A 21,551-nucleotide genomic window follows, 5' to 3' on the forward strand; every position below is an offset into this window, starting at 1 on the left:
ACAAAAAGCGTGAGTGTCGCCCGCCTTTTCCGGTGATACTATGGATGACGTATGGTGACGAATACATGAGGAAAAAGGGGAATTGGTTGCATATGCCGCAGCCGCAGGCGTTCATTCAGGATCAACCTGACATAAGCAGCGTACACTGTATTATATAACACTATTTTCCGGTTTGATTCTGAACTTAAAAAGCATGGCTTCAACAGCTTGAAACGTTTGCCGATAGAGCCGGCCGGGATGGACAGGTCTGCCGCCGGGAGGATCCGGGGGATATCTGGGGGAACTTGTATCCACTGGTCCGGGAGCTGCCGCCCGGTCATTGCGTGATCATTCCGGACATGGGCGGCACCCTGACTTGCCGTCCATCGGGTGATGGTGATCCACTCTGCCATCAGATAAGTCCGGAAAAGCAACGAAGCGTGTCCCTGTGCGTGTTTCTGTCCCGAACTAGCTCCCCTGACGGCCCCTTGTTCGTCCTGCTTCGTCCTTACTCGATATATTCTCCCCGACGGGCCATGGCGTTGCTGCGGGAGCGGTGCAGGAGGGTTGTCTGTGCGGCCTCCCTCTGGGCGTCCTCCCCGTTCCACTGTGCCATGGCTGTCTGCTGGATGGCGCGGGCGAAGGAGAAGGAGAGCGCCCAGGGCGCGGTCTGGCGATAGCGTTCGTTGATTGCGCTGAGGCGGGCTGAGGCCAGCTGGCCAGGCTGGCCTCCGGAGAGGAAGGCGATGACGGGAACGGCTGCGGGTACGGTGCGCAGCATGCAGCGCAGGGTGGCGTCAGCCTCCTCCATGATGGTATTCTGTATGGGGCAGCCGAGGGCGGGAAGCACCATGCTGGTTTTCAGTACCGTTCCCTCAAGCAGCACCCTCTGGTGGACAAGACTGCTGAATACCTCCCGGAGCACCACTTCAGTCACCTCTTCGCATTGATCCATCGTATGCGTCCCCTCCATCAGGACTTCCGGCTCTACTACGGGGACCAGCCCCGCCTCCTGCGCCAGCGCGGCATATCGTGCCAGAGCGTGCGCGTTGGCTTCGATGCACCCACGGGTGGGGATGCCCTCTGCGATGGTGATGACCGCACGCCATTTGGCGAACCGTGCGCCCGCTTCGCGGTACTTTTCAAGCCGTTCGCGCAGTCCGTCAAGGCCTTCGGTGATTTTTTCTCCCGGATGCAGCGCCATGGCTTTTGCTCTTTCGTCCACCTTGATGCCGGGGATAATGCCTGCCTCCCGGAGCACTTCGACGATAGGCTGTCCTGCTGCAGTCTTTTGCCGGATGGTTTCCTCAAAAAGGATTGCGCCCGAAATGAAGTCGCCTATGCCGGGGCTCGTGGCGATCAGTTCCCGCCACTGCCGCCGTTTTTCCTCAGTCTCCTCAATGCCCAGTATGGCGAAACGCCGGTTGCAGGTCGGCACGCTTTCATCCATCGCCAGAATGCCTTTGTCGCCGGCGGCAAGTGCCCGGGCGGTTTCCTTGAGTGTTTCGCTGTCCATGTTCGTTCTCCGTTGAAGGATTTCGGTCGCCTCTGGAGGGGATGGGTCGAGTACAAACGCAATCGGCAGGACCTCCAAAAAGTTGCAGGCCTCCCGAGAGGAGCGCTTGCAGGAGAGGGGACGGTGCGCTATACTCACTTAAACACCCTGCAGCAGACTCATTCTGCCTGCACGGGGGATTTCCAGAAAAGCAATGGTTGTGAGGGGTGATGAAGAAAGGACGAGAACGCAGCGGAATGTTCCGGGCATGGTCATTGGTTCTGCTGCTTGCATTGAGCGGTATCGTACCGGCGGCCTGGAGCGCACTCCATGCAGCGGGTCCCGCCGATCCCTCAAGCGCGTTCCGGCTTCGGGGGGAACTGCTTCGAAATGGCTCAGTCAGTCTCCGGTGGGAGATTGCTGAAGGCTACAAGCTATACGGTGACCAGGTGCGTCTGGAGGTTGACAGCGGATCAGTCTCAATGACCCCTCCGGTACTGCCTGAGGGAGAGCAGGCTCTGGATCCCCTTACCGGTGAGGCCGCAGCCGTGTATCACGACTCCCTCCGACTCACGGTGCCCTTTACCGCTACGGGAAGCCCGTTCGTTCTCAGGGTATGGCATCAGGGCTGCGCCGATGAGGGGATCTGTTACCCTCCGGCTGCGACCCTGTTCCGCATTGATCCCGAAAAGCCGGGTCCACTTCGCGCAGAGGCCGGCAGTGCGGGGTTCGGGGTACTTCCCGCGTCCCCGTCCGCATCTTTCGAGCCGCCTTCCGACACTGCGCCCTCACCCGTCATGGCAACCCTCATGGAAGGGTCGCTGTGGAAGATCGGCGCGGTGTTTTTCGTCTTCGGCCTCCTGCTCTCCTTAACGCCCTGCATCCTGCCGATGCTGCCGATCCTCTCCTCCATCATCGCCGGTGAGGCGTCTCCTTCGCGCTCGCGGGGTCTTCTGCTCGCTCTCGTCTACAGTGCCGGTATGGCTGTGGTCTATACGGGTATGGGCGTCGCTGCCGGTCTTGCCGGCGAAGGGCTTGCCGGGTTCCTGCAGCAGCCGCCGGTGCTGCTGGGTTTTGCGTTCCTGCTCATCCTGCTTTCGCTTTCCATGTTCGACCTCTACCAGCTCCAGATACCGGCTTCCCTCCAGAAACGGCTTAACAGTGCGTCGGTTACATTGAAAGGGGGGCGGTTTCCGGGAGTGTTCCTGATGGGTGCGATCTCGGCGCTCGTGATCGGTCCATGCGTCGCCGCACCGCTTGCCGGGACTCTGATCTTCATCAGCCAGACGGGAGACCTGCTCCTCGGCGGCATGGCGCTTTTTTCGATGGCAGCGGGCATGAGTGTCCCTCTCCTCCTGCTCGGTCTTTCGGCAGGGTTCCTTCTTCCGCGGGCCGGCGGGTGGATGGTCGCCGTCAAATACCTGTTCGGCATCCTTCTCATCGCCGTAGCCATCAACATGGCCTCTCCCGTTCTTCCTCCGCCGGCAGTCATGACAGCCTGGGCCATGCTTCTGGTACTTGCAGCCTATTTCCTTGGCGTTTTCCAGCGCTCCGGGGGAAATGCTTCTTCACTGAACCTTGCTGGAAGGGCAACCGGGTTCTTATGCCTGCTTCTTGCCGCAGTCATGGTGTTCGGGGCCGCGACAGGCGCAAGGAGCCCGGGCGATCTCTTGAGGGTGCTTGGCGGTACTGCTGTTGATGGCCGCCAGCCGGCGCTGCAGTTCCTGATGATCAGCTCCGATGCTGAACTCGATCGTGAACTCCGTGATGCCGACCGTCCCGTGATGCTTGACTTCTCGGCTGACTGGTGCGTCTCATGCAGGGAGCTTGAGCATATCACCTTCCGCGATCCGGAGGTGGCAGCTGCACTCGGCCGGATGAGGCTTCTCAGGGTCGACGTGACCAGGCACACGCCTGAAGACCGTCGGCTCATGAAGCGGTTCGGGGTGTTCGGGCCGCCGGCACTGGTGTTTTTCGATTCGAAGGGCAGGGAGCTGTCGGGCCTGCGGGTGGATGGGTTCATCGCTCCGAAGGACCTCCTGGAGCTGATCCGGAGGCCCTGAAAAGCAAAAAAGCCCAGGAGATGGTCCATGGGCCCTTCTGCCGGCCGGGAAGAGCCCAGCCTATAGGTAAAATGTTACGGGAAATTTCCCGATTACGCAAATCCATTATTCATAATTGTTAACTTTTTTTGCTCCGCTGTCCATCGGCGTGGCGGGTCTTCATGGGCGGAGGCCCCTGAGCATTCATTTGCTTATTTTTGCTGAAGTCTGGTGTAATCTTATTAACTTCAACAACATTGAAAAACATATAACGATTTACGAAGTGGCAAGACAGCGCAACAGCAGGAACAGGAAAGCTAAGCCCTCAGCACCGTCCTCAGCACAGCCCGCAGCAGAGAACAGGAAAAGAAGCAGACCGTCTTCACGACAGAGCGGGGAACGGGTGAAGCCAAACGACCATATTCTCATCAACGAGTTTCTTTTCATGCGCGGCGAGAGTTCGCTTGGCGCTGAAATAGTCAACTTTCTTTCAGAGCACGAAGGGCAGCGTTACCGCTCGGTGGAGCTGGCCAAGGCCATGGGCTACGGCGAGTCCCGCCAGCTTCCCGGATTCTGGTACGTGCTGCACAAGATGCAGGATGAGGGGACGCTCGACAAGGATTCCAACCGCTGCTACGGCATGCCGGGCCCCGACGCTTCCTACGAAGACCATCTACAGCACCAGAAACCCTTCCCAATACCCGACAAGGACCAGTACAAGGTCGACAGCACCTATACGGGTTTCATCACCACCCATCCCAACGGGTATGGATTCGTGAAGGTCGAGGGATTCGATGACGATGTCTTCATCAAGGCCGATGTCATGAACTCCGCAATCCACGGTGACGAGGTCGAGCTTACGGTCACCAAGGTCCCCAAGACATACAGTTCCCGTTCGACGCCTCATCAGCGCTGCGAGGGCATGGTCACGAAAATCATCCAGCGCAAGGTCTCGACCATCGTCGGCACGCTTGTGCGCGGCAACCGCCGCTTCACCCTGAAGGCGGATGAACGGAAGATCCTGCCTGAAATCATCATTTCGATCAAAAACGCAGCCAAGGCCAAGGACGGCCAGAAGGTCATGGTCGGCGAGCTCGATTTCAGCAAGGAGGGAGCAATACAGGGCAAAGTGCTGGAGATCCTCGGTACAGCCGGTGACTCCGCAGTTGAAGTGAGCGCCATCGCCCGGAGCAAGGGCATTGACGAAACCTTCGACAAGGAGATCGTAAAGGCCGCCTCAGCGATGAAAATGGGCGTGACAGACAAAGACCTGCAGGAACGCCTCGACGTCCGCGACAAGGTGCTCTTTACCATCGATCCCGTCGACGCAAAGGACTTCGACGACGCCCTTTCGGTCGAACCTCTCGAAAACGGGCTCTGGAAGATCGGTGTACACATTGCCGACGTATCGCACTATGTGACCGAGGACTCTCCGCTCGATAAAGAAGCCCTGAAACGCGCCACTTCCGTCTATCTCGTCGACCGCGTCATTCCGATGCTGCCTTCCCGTCTTTCCGAAGACATCTGCAGCCTCAACCCCGGCGTCGATCGCATGGCATTCTCCGTTTTCTTCACCATGACGGAGGATGGCAAGGTCCAGAAGCATGAGTTCCACAAGACCGTCATTCACAGCAAGCGGCGTTTCACCTACGAAGACGTCCAGGAGATTCTCAACAACAAGAAGGGTGACTACCTGATGGAGCTGCAGCTGCTTGAGAAGATCAGCGTGCTGCTTCGTGAAGAGCGTTTCCGCCACGGCGGCCTTGATTTCGAAACCGAAGAGGTCCGCTTCAAGCTTGGCAAGAAGGGCGAGCCGCTCGAAGTCATGAAAAAGGAGCGCCTCGGCAGCCATCGCCTGATTGAAGAGTTCATGCTGCTGGCCAACCGCAAGGTGGCAGAGTTTCTGACCAAGACCTTCAAGGAAGGCAAGAAGGTGCCTCAGCCGGTGATCTACCGCGTGCACGATTCGCCCCAGCAGGAGCGGGTCATCATTCTTGCCAATTTCGTCAAGAAGATCGGCTACGACCTCAAGATCAACAAGGGCAAGGACGGCCCGATCGTCTCTGCCAAGTCGCTGCGTGAGCTCCTGCAGAAGGTCCACGGCACCAACGTCGAGTTCCTCGTCAACGAGCTCGTCCTTCGCTGCATGTCGAAAGCCGTCTATACCGGGGAGAACGATGGCCACTACGGCCTCGGTTTCGAGCACTATACCCACTTCACTTCGCCGATCAGGCGCTATCCCGACCTCATCGTGCATCGACTGCTCTTCGAGTATGAGGCGTTCCGTAAAAAGCGCCGCAAGATGCCCGAGGCGCGCATTGCCGAGCTGAAGCAGAAAATCGATACGGTATGCCGCATCTCAAACGAGCGCGAAAAGGTTGCCGTCGAGGCTGAGCGGGAATCCATCAAGCTCAAGCAGGTCGAGTACATGCAGAGCCACACCGGAAAGGTCTATCCTGGCGTCATTTCAGGAGCCACCGAGTACGGCATCTATGTCCGCATGGTCGATTTCGCCATCGAGGGTCTGGTGCACATGCGCAACCTCACCGACGACTACTACGAGTTTGACGAGAAGTCATACTCGCTGGTTGGCAAGCGCCGCAAAAAGCGCCTCCAGATAGGCCAGAAGGTAATGGTGAAGGTGCACGAGGTCGACATGCAGCGCCGCACCATCGACCTGACGCTCGGCTAGGGTTCCTTCTGTTCGCGTATGTAGCGCTCCACATCGAACTTCCGCCGGCACCCGGCGGCGTTCATGTACCTGATCTTCCCGTAGACCGGCCGCTCAAACCAGGGCCGGTCATGCAGGCCCCCGATCGACCACGCCACCCCCGCATACCCGTTCGGATCCCTTCCGTCAAGCGCGTACCGATCGTTCAGCCACACCGCCGTTTCGAATGCTTCTCTCGGCGAGGGGCTCCACTCCAGAATCTTCTTTGCCCAGTACATCCGCATGTAGCCGTGGATCGATCCCGTACGAAGCAGTTCCTGCTGTGCCGCGTTCCACAGCGGGTCGTGCGTAACAGCTTTCTCGAACTCTTCGGGTGTATAGATAGCCTCCCTCAGGTCCGCGGCATGGCGGGCGAGACTGTCCTGTGCCCATATGGGCAGGCCATCGAACGAGTCGTAGCGGCTGTTGTATGCGCAGTAGTTGTCTGACAACTCACGGCGTACGATCAGCTCTTCGAGGAACGCCGCTTTTGACTCCTCCGGACTTGGGCTGTTCACTACGCCGGTTGCCTCCCATCCCTCCGGACTTGTGCTGTTCACTACGCCGGATGCCTCCCTTCCCTCCGGACTTGTGCTGTTCACTACGCCGATTGCCTCCCATCCCTCCGGACTTGGGCTGTTCACTACATTCATAACGCCCCTTACCGCAATGGCAACCGTACCGGCCCAGATATGACCGAAATGCAGGTAGGGTGACAGGCCTGAGGTCGCATCGGCGTTCGGGTCATTGCGCCGCTCTCCATACCAGGCGAGCCGTTCCCGGATGAAGGTTTCGAGATGGCGGATGGCTGCTGCTTCGCCGGGCTGCGGATGGCGGACTGTTCCGGCAGGGCGTTCGACCGGGAGCCGCGCCCTCACCCTCTCCCAGTCGGTCGGAGCCCACGGCTCGGATGCTGGCACCCGCTCAACAGGCGGTAGCGCGATGAGAAACTCTCCGAGCAGGCGGTTGACTTTCGGACGGAAGGTGCGGGCCGAATATTCCTGTTTCGGGGAGGCCATAAGGCAGGGAACGATGTTGTGTGCATCGACCTCGATGAAGAGTACCGGGAGTGCCGCCGCCGCAGTCGCTTTCCACCTGCGGCTGATTCTGAGCGGGGAGTAGTCGGTGACGACGCACCCGGAGCCTATGGACTCCCTGAAACGTACGATTGCCTCTGCCGGGTCGCCCTCAAGCAGCACGAAGCCGATCTCCAGTTCCCGCAGCCGACGCTCCACCTCCATGAGTCCCCGCAGCATGAAGTCGTACTGGCGAAAGGTGGCGCCGATGAATGAAGGCGAGAGGGTGAAGGCGACGATGAGGGGTGCCCCGTCTGCCACGGCCCGGAACCGTGCGTAGTGCAGTGCTCGGTTCTGCTCCACCCGCTGGTCGCGTGACATCCAGTAGATGACGGGCCCCGATATTCCGGGTGCCGAGTTCAGCACCGAGATGCATCGTGGATCGATCATGCCGTTCCCTCTGCTTTGAATCCGGCTATGTCGAGGAAGTTGCCAAGGAGGCGGAGTCCTGTAGTGCGATACTCTTCCTGCAGTTCGTCAAACTCCCCGAGCAGACGTTCACGGCCCATTGCTTTCAAGTCGGGGTCGATCTCTGTCCATCTGTCGAGCGTGTCGCGCGTCATTTCGAAATGGCATTGCAGCCCGTAGGCGTGCTTTCCCGCCTTTACCGCCTGGTGGTGGCATCGGTGGCCGGTTCCGAGCAGGACGGTACCAGTTGCCGGCACAACCGTTTCGCCGTGGAGCTGGAAGACCCGGAACCGATCCCCGAGCCCCTTGAACAGTGGGTCGCTCTGTCCCTCTTCGCTCAGCTCCATCCGGTAGGGGTCACCGGTGGGATCGAAAAAACCGGTCTCTTTTTCAGGGCAAGGAACCACTCTGCCGCCTGCAGCATGCACCAGCGCCTGCATGCCGAGGCAGATGCCGAGGTAAGGTATCTCTTTTTTTAGAGCCTTCTCGATCTGCTTGAGTTCACCCTGCATTTCGGGCGTTGGGTCATTGACGCTCTGCGGTCCTCCGAGCACTACGAGGGCCCGGTAGCTGTCCGGGTCGGGGAACGGGTCGCCCCGGGAGAGGTCTGCAATATCGGCATCGATCCGGCGGTCAAGGAGCAGGCCTTCAAGCAGGCCGGGACCTTCGTGCGTGATGTTCTTTACGATGAGGAGTCGCTCTTGCATGCTGGATGGTTTTTCGGTTCGGTCGCAGGGAAGCCCCGTTTCTGCGGGGCTTCTCAGTTGTTTGGTATGCTCTACGTGCCCCCGAGGGCGGCCGGGTTTAGGCCGGTTCCACCCTTGGATGCGCTACGGGCAAACTCTTAGGGCTTCGCGGGATTGAAGGGGTTGGAACCCGGAGCGCTCTTTGGGGCAGCGGCAGGAGCTGCAGGTTTGGCCGCAGCAGGTTTGCCGAATGAACCGACGGAGTCCGCTACGCTCTTGAAGACATCCATGCCGGTATTGATTGTTGCGGTCAGTGCCGTTGCGCAGAGGTTGACGCCTGATTCAGCGACTGAAAGAACCGATGCGGCACCGTTGGCGACGCCGTCGGCAACATTCTGGATTGGTGCGCCTACTGCATTGAAGAGATCCGAGAAAACACCGTTGCTGTTAGCCATGTCTGTATGGGTTTGTTGGATTGATGAAAGCCGTTGCGTAACATCACTGCAAGCGCCCCCTTTCAGGAGCACGGTTGTCTGTTTCGCCGGTATAAGAGAGAATATAACACTAAAAACCCCCGAACGCCATGCATGATGAACTCCTGCAGCTCGAACCCCGGCCGCTCTGGCGCCATTTTCATCTGCTCTGCCAAACGCCGCGGCCGTCCGGGCATGAAACGGCTGTGCGCCGACTTGTGGTCGGGTTCGGGCGTACGCTTGGCCTTGAGACCCTGAAAGACGAAGCCGGCAATGTCATCATCCGCAAGCCCGCCACCCCCGGTATGGAGGAGCGCCCGGGGGTCGTGCTTCAGGCCCATCTCGACATGGTGCCCCAGAAGGACGCCGGTTGCAGCCACGACTTTGCAAACGATCCGATTGAGGCCTATGTCGATGGAGACCGGGTGCGTGCACGCGGCACCACCCTCGGGGCCGATAATGGCATCGGTGCGGGAGCGGCGATGGCCGTACTTGAATCCTCCACGATTGTGCACGGGCCCCTTGAAGCGCTTTTCACCGCAAACGAGGAGGCCGGCATGACGGGCGCCCTCGGCCTGAAGCCGGGAGTGCTGAAGGGCAGCATTCTTCTCAACCTCGACTCCGAAGACGAGGGAGAGCTTTTCATCGGCTGTGCCGGCGGGCTCGATGCCACCATTGCGTTCGACTGCCCTCAGGAACATCTTCCTCCCGGCAACCGTGCATTTGAGGTGAGGGTCAAGGGACTCAGCGGGGGGCACAGCGGGATGGACATCAACCTCGGTCGTGCCAATGCCAACCGGGTTCTCGCAGCACTTCTCCTTAGGGGGGCGGAGACGCACGGCATGCGGCTCGCTTCATTCGAAGGCGGCAGTCTCCGCAACGCCATACCGAGAGAAGCTTCTGCTGTCGTGACGGTTCCGGACGAAGATGCCGGGAGGTTTCATGGTATGTTTCCGGATCTTGCCGCGGCCATAGGTGAACAGCTCGCCGCGGCAGATCCCGGGTGTAGCATTGACATCATTCCAGGTGACGAGCCCTCATCAGTGATACAGAGGGATGCTGCCGGGCGCTTCCTCAGGGGGCTCTCTAACTGCCCGAACGGGGTCATCCGGATGAGTGCCGATATCGATGGACTTGTTGAAAGCTCCAGCAACCTTGCCATTGTCCGCACCAGCCCCGGCCGTGCCATTGCAGAGTGCCTGCTGCGCAGTTCCACGGACGGCGGCATGGAGGAGCTCAAGGATGCATTTACCGGCGTATTTCCTCCGCTCGGAGCAACGGCGCTGTTCAGCGGCGGTTACCCCGGGTGGAGGCCTGATCCAGCATCCCCGGTCCTCAGGCTCATGCAGGAAGCATACCGGAGCCTGTACGGCAGAGCGCCCGGGGTGAGTGCCGTACACGCCGGACTTGAATGCGGCATCATCGGCGACCTCTGCCCCGGACTTGATATGGTCTCTTTCGGTCCGACCATTCGCCACCCCCACTCTCCGGGCGAGTATGTCGTCATCTCTTCAGTCGGAAGATTCTGGGATTTCCTCGTCCGGGTGCTCGCCGAAATCTGAAGGCTTAAACTCAGACCTGCCGCTTCGGGACAAGGGCGGTGGTGATGCCGTCCATAACCCTGCTGAATGTCTTCAGCATGCCGAGTGATAATTCAACGGACGCCCTGCTGAGCGGCACGAGCAGGGCCATAACCGCCCTGAGTCCACCAGCCATCATTTCAACCTGCAACTGGCCGAGGCGGGCCGTTGCATCTACGAGGCCGCTGGTTGCGCCCCGTCCCTGTACTGTCGTTTCTTCTGCCATTTTCATCATCGTTTTATCGTTGTTGTAGTCATGCACACTACCCCTCCATCATTATGACGGGGAGAAGTAAACTGTAATGCGTTTACTTACGAATTAGTTTTCAGTTCAGCCGTCATTGGCGAACTCATCCATTTCGCCAGCCCTGATAGTTCCAACTTGATGAGCGTTACGGACTATCTGGCAATGCCATCTGAACATATCCGTGAACATCTTCCTCATGTGTGCATTGTCACCCGAAACCCGTACTTTATCCCTTGCAGTGCCAGATGCCCCCGAAATATTCAACAGATGAACAATGAGTGAACAACTGACCTTCAGAGAAGCAATGGGCCCTATAAGCGGGGACGGCAACATAGATTGTTCCGGGAGAGGGTTGACCTCGCTTGAAGGTGCTCCGCAGGAGGTCCGCTGGGACTTCAACTGTTCCGGAAACAGGCTTGAATCGCTTGAAGGCGGCCCCGTTGGCGCCTACATCAACATCGACTGTTCCGGGAACATGCTCAGCAACCTTATCGGCGCTCCGCCGATTGTCGGCTCGTTCAACTGTTCAGGTAACCAGCTCACCACCCTGCAGGGCGGACCCATGGAAGTAGCTGCAGATTTCGATTGTTCGGACAATATGCTCGACTCTCTTGACGGTGGGCCGGCGTTTGTCAGCGGGAAATACTCCTGTGCCGACAACCAGCTGACCTCCCTGATCGGTGCCCCTGCCGAGGTCGGCGACTTCGACTGTTCCGGCAACCGCCTCATGTCTCTGGCGGGATGTCCCGATGTGGTCAACGGTGATTTCATCTGCGGCGACAACGATGAACTCTTTACTGAAGAAGAGGTCCGAGAGGCCTGCGAAGTGAGGGGAAATGTTATAAACGGGATATAGGGGAAGGAGCGAGCCGTCGCCGCCGTTCCTTCCCGGGCGGGTCCTCCGCAGGCTTATCCTGCCATCAGGTCCGCAGTCCTGTGAACGGCGCTATCGAAACATGCTCCATCAGCAGCTCCATGAGTTCACGGGTGGCTTTTATGTCTGAAAGCGCATCATGTGCGTTTTCAAGCCGGACTCCGAGATGTTCGCAGACCGTCTGCAGCTTGTGGTTTGGGAGCGACAGCCGGCCCATGTACTCCATGATGTTCAGTATGGGCTGGGGATCAAGGGATCTCCAGTTGATGAAGGAGCCGAGGCCGTACTGGTCGTAGCGGCGGAACATCCGGCTCAGAAAATCAAGGTCGAAACGGACATTGTAGCCGGCCGGGTAGAACTTGTCATTTCTCTCGAAACGGGAGACATGGCGTGCAAGAAAACCGTCGATTGCCTTATAGGCTTCGGCGTGCGGGGTGAAGGATGCGATCTGCTCGCGGCTGAAACCGCTGACCGCCAGCGCTTCATCCTCAATCATCGCCCCTTCGTGCGGCTGCATCTTGATTTCGAAGGACTCCGCCACCACACCCTCAATCTCCGCCAGACCGGCAAACTGGATGATGCCGTGGCGGTCCGGATCTATTCCTGTTGTTTCAAGGTCGAACCATAACACCTTTTTCATGAATCGGCTCCGTTTGCGTGGCTGGAAGTGTTTAGGGGGGAAACTACACTCTTTATTCATTGATGCGCTGTGGCATATCGGGCATTGCACTGCATTCTCGGCTTGTCTTTCCTCTCAGCCCGTCATGGCGACCGCTTTTTCAATCAGCACATATGCGGCTGCCGAGAGTTCCTGAAGGTCCGGCTTCATGAGCGGGAGGTATCTTCTGGCGCCTGACTCCCTGTCTACGACCATGTGCAGCACATGTTCCTTCACCATGTTTGCGAGTGTGGTGCTTATTGCATGTTCCATTTCCGAGCTGCTGCCCTTCGGCATGCCGGAGATCGATTTTCCGTAGGCTGCGAGGTGCATACGGTCGGCCTCCAGAACGGTTTCCGTGATGCGCCGGCCGTCCAGAAGGGGGTCGCCGGCAGCAGAGAGGAGGATGACATGCAGCATCGTTTCAAGCTCTGGACGTATATGGCCGTATCCTTGTGCGCTGTCTGATACCCTTAAAAATGCATCCTCGACACTCTCCCTTACCGGGCGGCGCTCTTCGAGCAGTGTTCCGAGGGAGATGCCGAGCGCTTCGGCAAATTTCGCCAGTTCCCTGAAACGTACCTCCTGACTGCCCGATTCAATTTTGGTGACGGCGGTCCTCGGCATAGCTATCCGTCTGGCGAGTTCCTCCTGAGAAAGCCCCTTTTGGCCGCGGAGTTCTTTGATCCTCTGTCCGATGTTTTCCTCTGTCATTTGCAATAGTATACAAATAGTTCTACTATAGAACAAGGCGGGTTCTCCATAAGAACCGCAATCATCTGCTTGCGGGTGCTGCTTGATACCGCAGGGGACCGCTTGTACGGGCAATATAAAACAAACCGGGCGGAGGATACTCATGGTTGCGTTGCTTGCAGGCAGAGAGAGATCAACTTCAACACAGGAGAACATCATATGAAAAAGGGCTATACGCATATCACGGTCATTCTTGACCGCTCGGGATCTATGGGAATCATCCGTGATGACACCATCGGCGGACTGAACGCGTTTGTCGATCGCCAGGCGGCGGAGCCGGGGGATGCGACCCTTACGCTTGTGCAGTTCGATTCGGGGGATCCCTACGAGGTGCGCCTGCACTTCATGCCGATCGGCGAGGTTCGGGCGCTGAACCCTGAAACCTATGTTCCGAGGGGTATGACGCCGCTGCTCGATGCACTCGGCCGAGCAATCAACGACATAGAGTGCGGCATCGCAAAGCTTGAGGAAGGCCGGCGGCCCGAAACGGTTGTCGTTGCAGTCATTACCGACGGCCAGGAAAACTCGAGCACGGAGTTCACGAAGCCGCAGGTGGAGAAAATGGTCGGCCGGAAGTCGGCCGAAGGGTGGGAGTTCATTTTTCTCAGCGCAGATCTGTCGGCCATCGAGGACGCTCAGCAGCTGGGGTTTCGTCAGGATGCCACCGCATTATTCGACAAAAGCCCGGAAGGGGTGGCCTGCTGCATGGAGATGCTGTCGAGCAGGGTGAGCGAGAAGCGCATTGCTCCAGATGATGCGTGATCATGTCATTCTGACTGTGCCCGGGACTCAAATGATTTCAGGACGGTCTGAGTATCCTCGGAAGTGCTATATTTGCTCTGATGTGCAGCTGTAGTCGGCGGTGCATGCATTTTTATGCAATACAGACAGGAGTGAGAGACTTATGGAGTTGACAGGTAAACTGGTTTCGGTGCTGCCGGAACAGACCGGGAACGGAAAAAACGGGGTGTGGCGGAAACAGGATGTAGTGATTGAGACTGAGGGCAAGTTCCCGAAAAAGATATGCGTCTCCATATGGGGAGACAAGGCTGACCGCTCTATTCTGCAGCCGGGAGCGCAGCTAAAGGTTTCTTTCGACCTTGAGAGCCGGGAGTTCAATGGTCGGTGGTATACGGATGTGAAGGCCTGGAAAGTGGAGACTGCCGGTGGCGGCAAGGCTGGGGGTGAGCGCTTTGCTCCCGCAGAGGGCGTGTATGATTCGGGACCTACGTCTTACGATGACGGCGATATGCCCTTCTGAGCAACCCTTAAACAAAGGACGTGGTCATGGCCATGCATGTGGAAATCAGGGATGGGAAACTCTGTATCGAGATCGATCTTGAGAAACCCACGCCGTCTTCTTCCGGCAAGACACTCGTGGTGGCCAGCACCAGGGGAAATGCGGTGACGGAGGTGAAGGTGGACGGAAAGCCGTTGACCATCGGTCTGAATGCCTACATTCCTCGTAAGGGATAAGGCGGCGCCCCCCTTAACGCGCACGACGGGGTCGCTTATCCTTCCTTGCCGAACAGCTTTTTCAGCCAGACGAACGGGGGCTTTTTCGGCGCTTTTTTTACCGGAAGCCCGGCGCGTTCCCAGTATGCGATGCCGTACTGCATGTTGGTCACTCTTTTATGGCCGTGCTCTGCCAGCATTCTGGCGGCAATGATGCTGCGGCTGCCGCTATGGCAGGCCATGATGACGTTCCTGTTTGCGGGTATTTCCGCCATGGAGCCTGAAAAACGGCTCATGGGGGCCAGCATCACATCCGCCACATCAAAAGCTTTTCTCGAAACTTCATGCGGCTCACGGACATCGACGATGAGCGCGCCTTTTTTCGTCATGTCGAATGCGGTGGTGGGGTTTACTTCTTTAACCTTGGCCATATATGCCCATATGCTTGTTTAATGATCAATGCGGGGGATAATACGAAAATCGGAGGAAGTAGCACAGAGGGAAAGTGCGGGGTCGAGGTCTTATAGGGTGGAAAGAACAGAAAAAGCCCCATAACGGGGGCTTTTCTGTCTGCGGAGAGGGAGGGATTCGAACCCTCGGTACACTTGCGCGCACAACGGTTTTCGAGACCGCCACATTCAACCACTCTGCCACCTCTCCAGGCGTTCCGGCTTGCAGGCCGAGGGTTCTGAATTTAACAAATGGACAGATATTCCCAAATTTCCAGTCTTGAGTAATGCCTCAGGTAAGGGCGCCTGCCTGTTACTCCTCCCGGAGGTATTTGTATTTGATCTCTTTCCATGCCAGGGAGTTGATGATACCGAGCAGGTTCCTGTTCAGGGTTTCTGTTTCGGGACTTCCAGGGGGCAGGGCGAAGGCATAGTATTCAGGCTTGAAGGAACGTTCAACTACCCTGACTCCGTGTATCTCCCCAGATGTTATCATGTAGCGGAGTATCGGTTCATCGTAAACAACGGCATCGATCTGACCTTTTTCAAGTGCCTGCATCGCCTCTTTTACCGTCGGAAAGTATTGGCCCTTGATTGCCAGTTCCTCAAGGAAGCTACTGCTGGTCGATGCTTCGAGGGTACCGACTTTCTTCCCATACAAGTCGTCCATCTCCTGAATGCCGCTGCCGAGAGACCCGACGGTCAGGGATGTCGTTATGGCGGCGGTGAAGCCGGAGATGACGATCAGGCTCGTGAACATCCAGACAAGGGCGACCATTCTTCCCGGACGGGTTTTCGGTGCCTTGTCGCCGTACCCGACGGTGGTCATGGTGACGGCCGCCCACCAGAATCCCGACCATATGCCCTCAGCCGGTCCCCCTCCGAAGTCTCCGGGGTTCTGGCGGCGCTCGAACAGCCAGACAAGGAAACCTGAGAGCAGCAGCAACAGCGAGAGCCCGCCGAGTATCCGGAGAAATGCGGGAGAAAAGAGGCGGCCGAGGGCGTATTTCCATCCGTCTTCCTTTTCCCTGACAGCGATGGCAAGCCCCGATTGAAAGTAGGGGTGGGAAAAATCAAGCTGTTTCTCTCGTTCCACCGTCATGGTGAGGGCTGCGGCGGCAAGATCGACCTCCCCCCGGTTGACAGCTTCAAGCATGTCCAGGAGGCTCATCGGTACGAAGGTGGCTCGGAACCCCTGTTTTTCGGCAATGGCAGTGATCAGGTCAATGGAAAGCCCGTTCCACTTGCCGTGTTCATCCTGCATTGCGAAAGGGGGAGCGTGCTTGGTCGCAATTTTGAGTTCCCGTTCCGTCCCATCTGCAGTGCGGAGGCATGCGGACGACAGCATGATCATGAACAGAAGTGAGACGAGGGCAAGCCTATGGGGTATCATGGCGCTCAGCCGGTGTCGATGGGGTGTCTGCATGCTCGAGATTGGGTTTAAGCTCATGCGGGCCTGATGGCGTTGCCGCCTCAATATGAGCAGAGGGTGGTCCTGAAAGCAGAAAAGCCTCTGAATTGTATCAGAGGCTTTTCGTCTTCCGGAGCGGGAAACGAGACTCGAACTCGCGACCCCAACCTTGGCAAGGTTGTGCTCTACCAACTGAGCTATTCCCGCGTTAATGAGCCATAAATATAAGGATATTTTCTTTTTGTGCAACTGGCAGGTGATTTTTCCTCAGAATCTTTTTCTGTGCCCCGAGATGCCCGTCTTCAGGGGCTTTTCAGAGATTCAGTTCCTCCATGATGGTCCCCATATCCTTGTCGCCGCGTCCGGAGAGGTTGACGATGATGATCTTGTCCTTAGCCATTTCAGGGGCCCGGGTGATGGCGTAGCGGACGGCATGGGCCGATTCGAGGGCGCAGATGATGCCTTCGGTTTCGGCCAGCGTACGCAGCGCCGAAAGGGCATCGGCATCGGTGACGGAGGTGTACTTGACGAGGCCGAGTTCCTGCAGGTGGCAGTGCTCGGGGCCGACACCGGGGTAGTCAAGTCCTGCTGATATTGAGTGCGCTTCCTGTATCTGGCCGTCCTCGTTCTGGAGAAGCATGGTCATGGCGCCGTGAAGCACGCCGGGGCTGCCCATGGTGAGGGAGGCGGCGTGGCGCCGGTCAAGACCTTCGCCGGCGGCTTCGACGCCGATGAGTTCGATGCTGCCGGCGTCCGGCAGGAAGTCGTAGAACATACCGACGGCGTTGCTGCCACCTCCGATACAGGCGGTGATGACGTCCGGCAGGCGGCCTGCCTTATCCAGTATCTGGCGGCGGGTTTCACGGCCGATGACAGCCTGGAAGTCGCGCACGATCATGGGGTAGGGGTGCATGCCGACGACGGAACCGATGATGTAGAACGTTTCTTCCGGATTGTTCATCCAGTCCCGGATGGCTTCGCTCGTAGCATCCTTTAGGGTTCGTGATCCGCTTGAGACAGGGCGGACCTCGGCGCCGAGCAGCTTCATGCGGGCGACGTTGGGTGCCTGGCGGCGGATGTCTTCCTCACCCATGTAGACCACGCACTGGAGGTTGAACAGGGCGCAGACGGTGGCTGTGGCCACCCCGTGCTGGCCGGCGCCGGTTTCGGCGATGACGCGCCGCTTTCCCATCCTCCGGGCAAGCAGCACCTGACCGAGGGCATTGTTGATTTTATGTGCTCCGGTATGGCAGAGGTCTTCGCGTTTCAGCCAGACTTCTGCACCGCCGAGCATGCCGCTGAGCCCTTCGGCATGGTAGAGCGGGGTCGGACGTCCCACATAGTCGCCGAGCAGTCCCTCGAGTGTGCGCTGGAATTCAGGATCCGATTTTGCCTTCAGGTATTCGGCCTCCAGACCGGCCGCGTTCTGCATGAGGGTTTCGGGGGTGAACCGGCCGCCGAATGCACCGAATTTGCCTGCGGAGTCAGGGGCTGAGTATGCTGTTGTCGACATGGACTTGATCACTGGTTCTGTGGCGTGGGATTGACTAAATAATATCTATATTTAATAATTTACCGGCCAATATCACAACCCGAGAGACGCCTGAACTGCGTGAAGCTTTTTGACCGACAGATTACGGGACCGCTGAGACGCTTGCTGCTGCTGGTCTGCCTTTCCATCCTACCTGCCGCCGTGCATGCCGCGGAAAGCGCCGGACAGGATTCTTCCTCCTCCCGTTACAACTTCGCTTTCCCTGAGGAGAAGACGGATTCCCTTGCTTCAGGCCACGATTCCCAGGGAACGCCATCACGTCCGGTGAGCTATGCCGCGCGCGATTCGATGGTCTATCATCTTGACACCAAGATTGTCGAACTCTGGGGAAAAGGCTCGGTCGCTGATGGAGGAACGAACATCAGGGGCTCGAAGATCCTTATCAACAGGAACTCTTCCACTCTGACCGCATTCGGAAAGTTCGACAGCGAACATGTGCTTGATGAGCCGGCGACATTTTCTGATGCCGGCGGGAGTTTCGAGGGCGAAGCGATAACCTACAACTTCGATACCCAGAAAGGCAAGACTTTCAAAGCCTCATCCGTTGCCCAGAATATCATTTTCAGCGGTAATGACGTCACGCGCCTTCCCGATGGTGACCTGAGCATCAAGGGGGGCTCCTTCACCACCTGCGACGACGAGGAGCCGCACTACTGGTTCTCGGCATCGCATATGCACGTCGTCCCCGACAGCAGGCTGCATGCATGGCCGCTGGTGATGTACGTGCGTCCGGAGATATTTTCCTACCGGCTTCCCGCCCTTCCGATTCTTCCGCTTCCCTATATGGTGTTTCCCATCAGCTCGGGGCGGAAGTCCGGCCTGCTGATCCCCCGTCCGGGAGAGGACGGGGGCGGGTTCATGCTCTCTGGTGTGGGTTACTACTGGGCAATGAACGACTATATGGATCTGCGGCTCGAGGGCGACCTGCACGCCAACAGCGACAGCCGCACGGCGGAGCGGTTCCGTTACGTCAAGTACGGGGACTATTCGGGTTCCATCACGGGCGAGCAGAAGACTGAGGGGCTTTCCAAGAGCTGGTATTACAACATGGCGCACACTCAGATGGTCGATCCGACGACAAGCCTCGGCCTCAACTTCCAGTTCTACGGCGGTGAGCGGGAGACAGACCTGAACTCCATCGATTCCCAGTCCATCGTCTCGGAGCAGTCTAACGCCTCGGCATACATCGCAAAGACTTTCGACGACAACAACAGCATAGCCTCCCTCGGCTACAGCCGCTCGGAGGATCTGCGCAACAGCAACTCCTCGCAGCGCATCAGCGCCCTGTTTTTCCAGAACAGGCTCTACCCGTACCTCGATGCCGGGCCAGACGACTGGCATCGCGACCTGTCGCTCAGTTCGGGGGTATCCTACATCGGTGACTTCATCGCGAGCGGCACCGGCACATCGACCGACGGCCACATCCTGAACGCCAACACCGAAGCCGGGTATTTCCACCGCTATTCCGACAACTTCAGTGCCCTGTATACCCTGGGACTCAGCGCGCAGTCGGTTGTGCCGGATACGACGCTCTCTGCCCACGCCTTCAGCGGTTCACGGCTGGTCATGCCGCTGCGCATGCAGTCGAGCATCAACAAGCACTTCCACCTGAATCCTGCGCTGACCCTCAACCATTACGAACCCGATGCGGGTAACGGCGATCCGTTTTCCAGCATGGTCTTCACCCTTGACGGCACTACCCGTCTCTACGGGCGTCCTATCGGTACCGGCTTTCTTGAGAACCTGACCGGGATGAAAGCGCTCCGCCATGTATTCATCCCAACCCTCACCTACGCCTGGAACCCGGAGTATCCCGGGACGGACTTTTATGACTCCTCCTACCAATGGGCCGACCCGCTGCGGTATGGCAGGTTCGAGAGTCCGATGTACACGGGTGTGGCTGCCGGACAGAGCACCATCGGCATCAGTCTCCGCAACCTCATTCAGGGGAGGTTCCGCGGCGGGGAGTACCCTTCACCGGGTGCGGAGGACGGCGGTGACTACTCACGCCAGCTTCTGTCACTGACGGCAGCGACGTCCTACAACTTTGCGGCCGAGTCCATGCCTCTTGCGCCCATCACTGTTCTGGCGACAAGCAATGCCATTTCCGATCACCTGCTGCTGAGCACCGGTGGCATGTACGATTACTACAGCTTCAACCCCGCAACCGGAGAGCGTATAGACCGCTCCAGCAGTGATGACGGTCACGGGCTGCTGCGCTTTGTGAAGGGGTTTGTGAACATGAGTGTGAGTTTCGAGGGTGAACGGAAGGGCTCCGCCCCCAGGCCTTCGGTGCGCGACAGCGGAGTGCCGTTTGTCATGAATTCCAATCAGGCACTCTTTCTCGAACGTTTCAATATGGGCGATTTCAGCGATATCGATTATGGTATTCCCTGGCAGCTGCGCATGTCGATGTTCCTTTACACCGACCATGACCCCAATAGGAGTTATGCAGCATCGTCCCCTTCTTCCATGTCGCTCCTGAATGCCATGCTGAGGATCGGCCTCACCCGGAACTGGCAGGTGGCTGTCAACAGCGGCTATGATTTCCTCAATAACAACGTGGTGTTTCCGATGGTGCAGGTCAACCGCGACCTGCACTGCTGGCAGCTCAGTTTCCAGTGGGTGCCTTCCGGCGTGTTCAAGAGCTATTCCATCCAGATCGGTCTTAAGGCGCCGCAGCTGCGCGACATCAAGTTCAGCAAGAAAGGCACCTCCCTCAGCGAACTCAAAGAAGGGATCTGACCTTTTTGCCGGGCTATCGCCCGTTCATCCCCCGCTCATCGTGCATCAGGCTGATTCAATCGAATCAAGAATTGCCTGAAGCCTCTCGTTGAAGGCTTCATCGGCATCGTGGTGAATGCAGTGCGCTGCCTTCGGGATAATCCATGCTCCGGCCTGCGGCAGGAGCTGCTGGAATTCCGGTATGATTTTGTGCGGCGGCAGCGCCGTGTCTTCGGCTCCCCATATCAGAAATGCTTTTCCCTTGTAGTGCGAGGGCTTTTCAAGGTCGTCCAGCCGGAAGTCGCCGGGCCTGCGCGATGGTGACAGATAGGACCATGCTGCGCCCCGGTCCTGGAGCGGCCTGGTGAACTGCGTGATGAGCTTGAGGTTGACCTTCGCCTGGTTGTAGTAGGTCGGGGCCAGACTCTGGCTGACGCCGACGGGGTTTGCGAATGCAGTGAAGAGTACCTCGCCGATGAGGGGCGAGCCGACGAGCCCGAAAAAGACGCTGTTCATCCCGTCCATGGTGTCGCCGAAGAGCCCCGAGGGGTTGGCAAGAATCAGCGCCTCGACTTTTTCCGGACGGTGGTCTGCGTACCAGATGGCGCTGGCCGCTCCCATGGAGTGACCTACGATGACGATACGCTGGAGCTTTTTCAGCTGCAGGAACGCCTCGATCTGGGCGGCGAACAGCTCGAGACTGTAGCGCACATTGGGCTTTTCAGACCGGCCGAACCCGATGAGGTCCATCGCGTAGATCCTCCGGTGCCCGGAAAACTCCGGGATGTTCAGGTTCCAGTGTTCAAGCATGGCCCCGTACCCGTGGAGAAAGAGAATCGGTGTGCCGGCGGCATCACTTGGCCCGTACTCCCTGTAGCGGATTTTTGCTCCGGTTTCTTCGCTGAGCTGCCAGAGGAAGTGGCGGTCTTTTTCTGTTTCCTTCATGGTATCGGCTGTTTAGGATCGGTGATGCTTAAAC

Annotated in this window: 19 protein-coding genes and 2 tRNA genes; 8 read left to right on the forward strand and 13 right to left on the reverse strand. The window is 58.1% G+C overall.

What is annotated here, in order from left to right; translation table 11 throughout:
* Positions 1 to 487: 487 nt before the first annotated feature.
* On the reverse strand, positions 488 to 1,495 hold the full coding sequence (locus PLUT_RS02690; RefSeq protein ID WP_011357278.1) for a class I fructose-bisphosphate aldolase: 1,008 nt from the start codon (positions 1,493 to 1,495) through the stop codon (positions 488 to 490).
* A 209-nt stretch (positions 1,496 to 1,704) separates the two neighbouring features.
* Between PLUT_RS02690 and dsbD the strand changes: the two genes are divergently transcribed.
* Together dsbD and rnr are read left to right on the forward strand one after the other, a co-directional pair.
* On the forward strand, positions 1,705 to 3,537 hold the full coding sequence (gene dsbD / locus PLUT_RS02695; protein WP_011357279.1) for a protein-disulfide reductase DsbD: 1,833 nt from the start codon (positions 1,705 to 1,707) through the stop codon (positions 3,535 to 3,537).
* 262 nt (positions 3,538 to 3,799) lie between these two features.
* Complete coding sequence (rnr, locus tag PLUT_RS02700; RefSeq protein WP_041463751.1) at positions 3,800 to 6,208, forward strand: ribonuclease R; 2,409 nt, start codon at positions 3,800 to 3,802, stop codon at positions 6,206 to 6,208.
* Here rnr and PLUT_RS02705 read toward each other — a convergent pair.
* The 3 genes from PLUT_RS02705 to PLUT_RS02715 form a co-directional block, all read right to left on the reverse strand.
* Positions 6,205 to 7,692, reverse strand: a complete 1,488-nt coding sequence (locus tag PLUT_RS02705) for a deoxyribodipyrimidine photo-lyase (protein WP_011357281.1) — start codon at positions 7,690 to 7,692, stop codon at positions 6,205 to 6,207. The two genes, rnr and PLUT_RS02705, sit on opposite strands and share 4 nt — an antisense overlap.
* Entirely contained in the window at positions 7,689 to 8,417 is a 729-nt protein-coding gene (locus PLUT_RS02710; protein WP_011357282.1) for a type 1 glutamine amidotransferase, read from the reverse strand. Before PLUT_RS02710 ends, PLUT_RS02705 begins: the two co-directional genes overlap by 4 nt.
* A 137-nt stretch (positions 8,418 to 8,554) precedes the next feature.
* Positions 8,555 to 8,851 carry a hypothetical protein gene (locus PLUT_RS02715; RefSeq protein ID WP_203415240.1) on the reverse strand — a complete coding sequence of 99 codons (297 nt, stop codon included), beginning with the start codon at positions 8,849 to 8,851 and terminating at the stop codon, positions 8,555 to 8,557.
* Positions 8,852 to 8,979: 128 nt separating this feature from the next.
* On the opposite strand from PLUT_RS02715, the gene PLUT_RS02720 reads away from it, so the two are divergent.
* Complete coding sequence (locus tag PLUT_RS02720; protein WP_011357284.1) at positions 8,980 to 10,431, forward strand: aminoacyl-histidine dipeptidase; 1,452 nt, start codon at positions 8,980 to 8,982, stop codon at positions 10,429 to 10,431.
* A 10-nt stretch (positions 10,432 to 10,441) separates the two neighbouring features.
* On the opposite strand, the gene PLUT_RS02725 is transcribed toward PLUT_RS02720, so the two are convergent.
* Positions 10,442 to 10,675, reverse strand: a complete 234-nt coding sequence (locus PLUT_RS02725) for a hypothetical protein (RefSeq protein WP_157858119.1) — start codon at positions 10,673 to 10,675, stop codon at positions 10,442 to 10,444.
* A 295-nt stretch (positions 10,676 to 10,970) separates the two neighbouring features.
* Between PLUT_RS02725 and PLUT_RS02730 the strand changes: the two genes are divergently transcribed.
* Positions 10,971 to 11,552 carry a hypothetical protein gene (locus PLUT_RS02730; RefSeq protein ID WP_011357286.1) on the forward strand — a complete coding sequence of 194 codons (582 nt, stop codon included), beginning with the start codon at positions 10,971 to 10,973 and terminating at the stop codon, positions 11,550 to 11,552.
* Positions 11,553 to 11,616: 64 nt separating this feature from the next.
* Here the strand turns inward: PLUT_RS02730 and PLUT_RS02735 are convergent, their stop codons facing one another.
* Entirely contained in the window at positions 11,617 to 12,210 is a 594-nt protein-coding gene (locus PLUT_RS02735; protein WP_011357287.1) for a 3'-5' exonuclease, read from the reverse strand.
* 114 nt (positions 12,211 to 12,324) lie between these two features.
* Positions 12,325 to 12,942, reverse strand: a complete 618-nt coding sequence (locus PLUT_RS11035; RefSeq protein ID WP_011357288.1) for a helix-turn-helix domain-containing protein — start codon at positions 12,940 to 12,942, stop codon at positions 12,325 to 12,327.
* Positions 12,943 to 13,140: 198 nt separating this feature from the next.
* Here PLUT_RS11035 and PLUT_RS02745 point away from each other — a divergent pair, with 198 nt between their 5' ends.
* The 3 genes from PLUT_RS02745 to PLUT_RS02755 all read left to right on the forward strand — a co-directional run bounded on the left by PLUT_RS02745 (position 13,141) and on the right by PLUT_RS02755 (position 14,457).
* Positions 13,141 to 13,743 carry a vWA domain-containing protein gene (locus PLUT_RS02745; RefSeq protein WP_011357289.1) on the forward strand — a complete coding sequence of 201 codons (603 nt, stop codon included), beginning with the start codon at positions 13,141 to 13,143 and terminating at the stop codon, positions 13,741 to 13,743.
* A gap of 142 nt (positions 13,744 to 13,885) precedes the next feature.
* Positions 13,886 to 14,242, forward strand: coding sequence for a DUF3127 domain-containing protein (locus PLUT_RS02750; RefSeq protein ID WP_011357290.1), 357 nt, complete (start codon positions 13,886 to 13,888; stop codon positions 14,240 to 14,242).
* Between the two features lie 26 nt (positions 14,243 to 14,268).
* Positions 14,269 to 14,457 carry a hypothetical protein gene (locus PLUT_RS02755; RefSeq protein WP_011357291.1) on the forward strand — a complete coding sequence of 63 codons (189 nt, stop codon included), beginning with the start codon at positions 14,269 to 14,271 and terminating at the stop codon, positions 14,455 to 14,457.
* A 35-nt stretch (positions 14,458 to 14,492) separates the two neighbouring features.
* Here the strand turns inward: PLUT_RS02755 and PLUT_RS02760 are convergent, their stop codons facing one another.
* The 5 genes from PLUT_RS02760 to trpB form a co-directional block, all read right to left on the reverse strand.
* A complete protein-coding gene (locus PLUT_RS02760) occupies positions 14,493 to 14,867 on the reverse strand; it encodes a rhodanese-like domain-containing protein (RefSeq protein ID WP_011357292.1) in 375 nt (124 codons plus the stop codon).
* A gap of 142 nt (positions 14,868 to 15,009) precedes the next feature.
* Positions 15,010 to 15,096: transfer RNA gene (locus PLUT_RS02765), tRNA-Ser, on the reverse strand.
* 102 nt (positions 15,097 to 15,198) lie between these two features.
* The gene (locus PLUT_RS02770) at positions 15,199 to 16,311 is read right to left on the reverse strand and encodes a transporter substrate-binding domain-containing protein (RefSeq protein WP_049752412.1); all 1,113 of its coding nucleotides are present in this window, start codon (positions 16,309 to 16,311) and stop codon (positions 15,199 to 15,201) included.
* A 119-nt stretch (positions 16,312 to 16,430) separates the two neighbouring features.
* A tRNA-Gly gene (locus PLUT_RS02775) sits at positions 16,431 to 16,503 on the reverse strand.
* A gap of 106 nt (positions 16,504 to 16,609) precedes the next feature.
* Positions 16,610 to 17,809, reverse strand: a complete 1,200-nt coding sequence (gene trpB, locus PLUT_RS02780) for a tryptophan synthase subunit beta (protein WP_011357294.1) — start codon at positions 17,807 to 17,809, stop codon at positions 16,610 to 16,612.
* Between the two features lie 99 nt (positions 17,810 to 17,908).
* Here trpB and PLUT_RS02785 point away from each other — a divergent pair, with 99 nt between their 5' ends.
* Entirely contained in the window at positions 17,909 to 20,593 is a 2,685-nt protein-coding gene (locus tag PLUT_RS02785) for an LPS-assembly protein LptD (RefSeq protein WP_157858120.1), read from the forward strand.
* A 45-nt stretch (positions 20,594 to 20,638) separates the two neighbouring features.
* Here the strand turns inward: PLUT_RS02785 and PLUT_RS02790 are convergent, their stop codons facing one another.
* A complete protein-coding gene (locus tag PLUT_RS02790) occupies positions 20,639 to 21,517 on the reverse strand; it encodes an alpha/beta fold hydrolase (RefSeq protein WP_011357296.1) in 879 nt (292 codons plus the stop codon).
* Between the last annotated feature and the right edge of the window lie 34 nt (positions 21,518 to 21,551).

Origin of the sequence: Pelodictyon luteolum DSM 273 (genome assembly GCF_000012485.1) — a bacterium.
In the GTDB taxonomy this organism is placed as follows: Bacteria; Bacteroidota; Chlorobiia; order Chlorobiales; family Chlorobiaceae; genus Chlorobium; species Chlorobium luteolum.

Excerpts from the sequence above, each read along its gene's own strand:
- PLUT_RS02690 (WP_011357278.1), bottom strand. The coding sequence starts at position 1,495 with ATGGACAGCGAAACACTCAAGGAAACCGCCCGGGCACTTGCCGCCGGC.
- dsbD (WP_011357279.1), top strand. The coding sequence starts at position 1,705 with ATGAAGAAAGGACGAGAACGCAGCGGAATGTTCCGGGCATGGTCATTG.
- PLUT_RS02705 (WP_011357281.1), bottom strand. The coding sequence starts at position 7,692 with ATGATCGATCCACGATGCATCTCGGTGCTGAACTCGGCACCCGGAATA.
- PLUT_RS02710 (WP_011357282.1), bottom strand. The coding sequence starts at position 8,417 with ATGCAAGAGCGACTCCTCATCGTAAAGAACATCACGCACGAAGGTCCC.
- PLUT_RS02715 (WP_203415240.1), bottom strand. The coding sequence starts at position 8,851 with ATGGCTAACAGCAACGGTGTTTTCTCGGATCTCTTCAATGCAGTAGGC.
- PLUT_RS02720 (WP_011357284.1), top strand. The coding sequence starts at position 8,980 with ATGCATGATGAACTCCTGCAGCTCGAACCCCGGCCGCTCTGGCGCCAT.
- PLUT_RS02725 (WP_157858119.1), bottom strand. The coding sequence starts at position 10,675 with ATGGCAGAAGAAACGACAGTACAGGGACGGGGCGCAACCAGCGGCCTC.
- PLUT_RS02730 (WP_011357286.1), top strand. The coding sequence starts at position 10,971 with ATGAGTGAACAACTGACCTTCAGAGAAGCAATGGGCCCTATAAGCGGG.
- PLUT_RS02735 (WP_011357287.1), bottom strand. The coding sequence starts at position 12,210 with ATGAAAAAGGTGTTATGGTTCGACCTTGAAACAACAGGAATAGATCCG.
- PLUT_RS11035 (WP_011357288.1), bottom strand. The coding sequence starts at position 12,942 with ATGACAGAGGAAAACATCGGACAGAGGATCAAAGAACTCCGCGGCCAA.
- PLUT_RS02745 (WP_011357289.1), top strand. The coding sequence starts at position 13,141 with ATGAAAAAGGGCTATACGCATATCACGGTCATTCTTGACCGCTCGGGA.
- PLUT_RS02750 (WP_011357290.1), top strand. The coding sequence starts at position 13,886 with ATGGAGTTGACAGGTAAACTGGTTTCGGTGCTGCCGGAACAGACCGGG.
- PLUT_RS02755 (WP_011357291.1), top strand. The coding sequence starts at position 14,269 with ATGGCCATGCATGTGGAAATCAGGGATGGGAAACTCTGTATCGAGATC.
- PLUT_RS02760 (WP_011357292.1), bottom strand. The coding sequence starts at position 14,867 with ATGGCCAAGGTTAAAGAAGTAAACCCCACCACCGCATTCGACATGACG.
- PLUT_RS02770 (WP_049752412.1), bottom strand. The coding sequence starts at position 16,311 with ATGCAGACACCCCATCGACACCGGCTGAGCGCCATGATACCCCATAGG.
- trpB (WP_011357294.1), bottom strand. The coding sequence starts at position 17,809 with ATGTCGACAACAGCATACTCAGCCCCTGACTCCGCAGGCAAATTCGGT.
- PLUT_RS02790 (WP_011357296.1), bottom strand. The coding sequence starts at position 21,517 with ATGAAGGAAACAGAAAAAGACCGCCACTTCCTCTGGCAGCTCAGCGAA.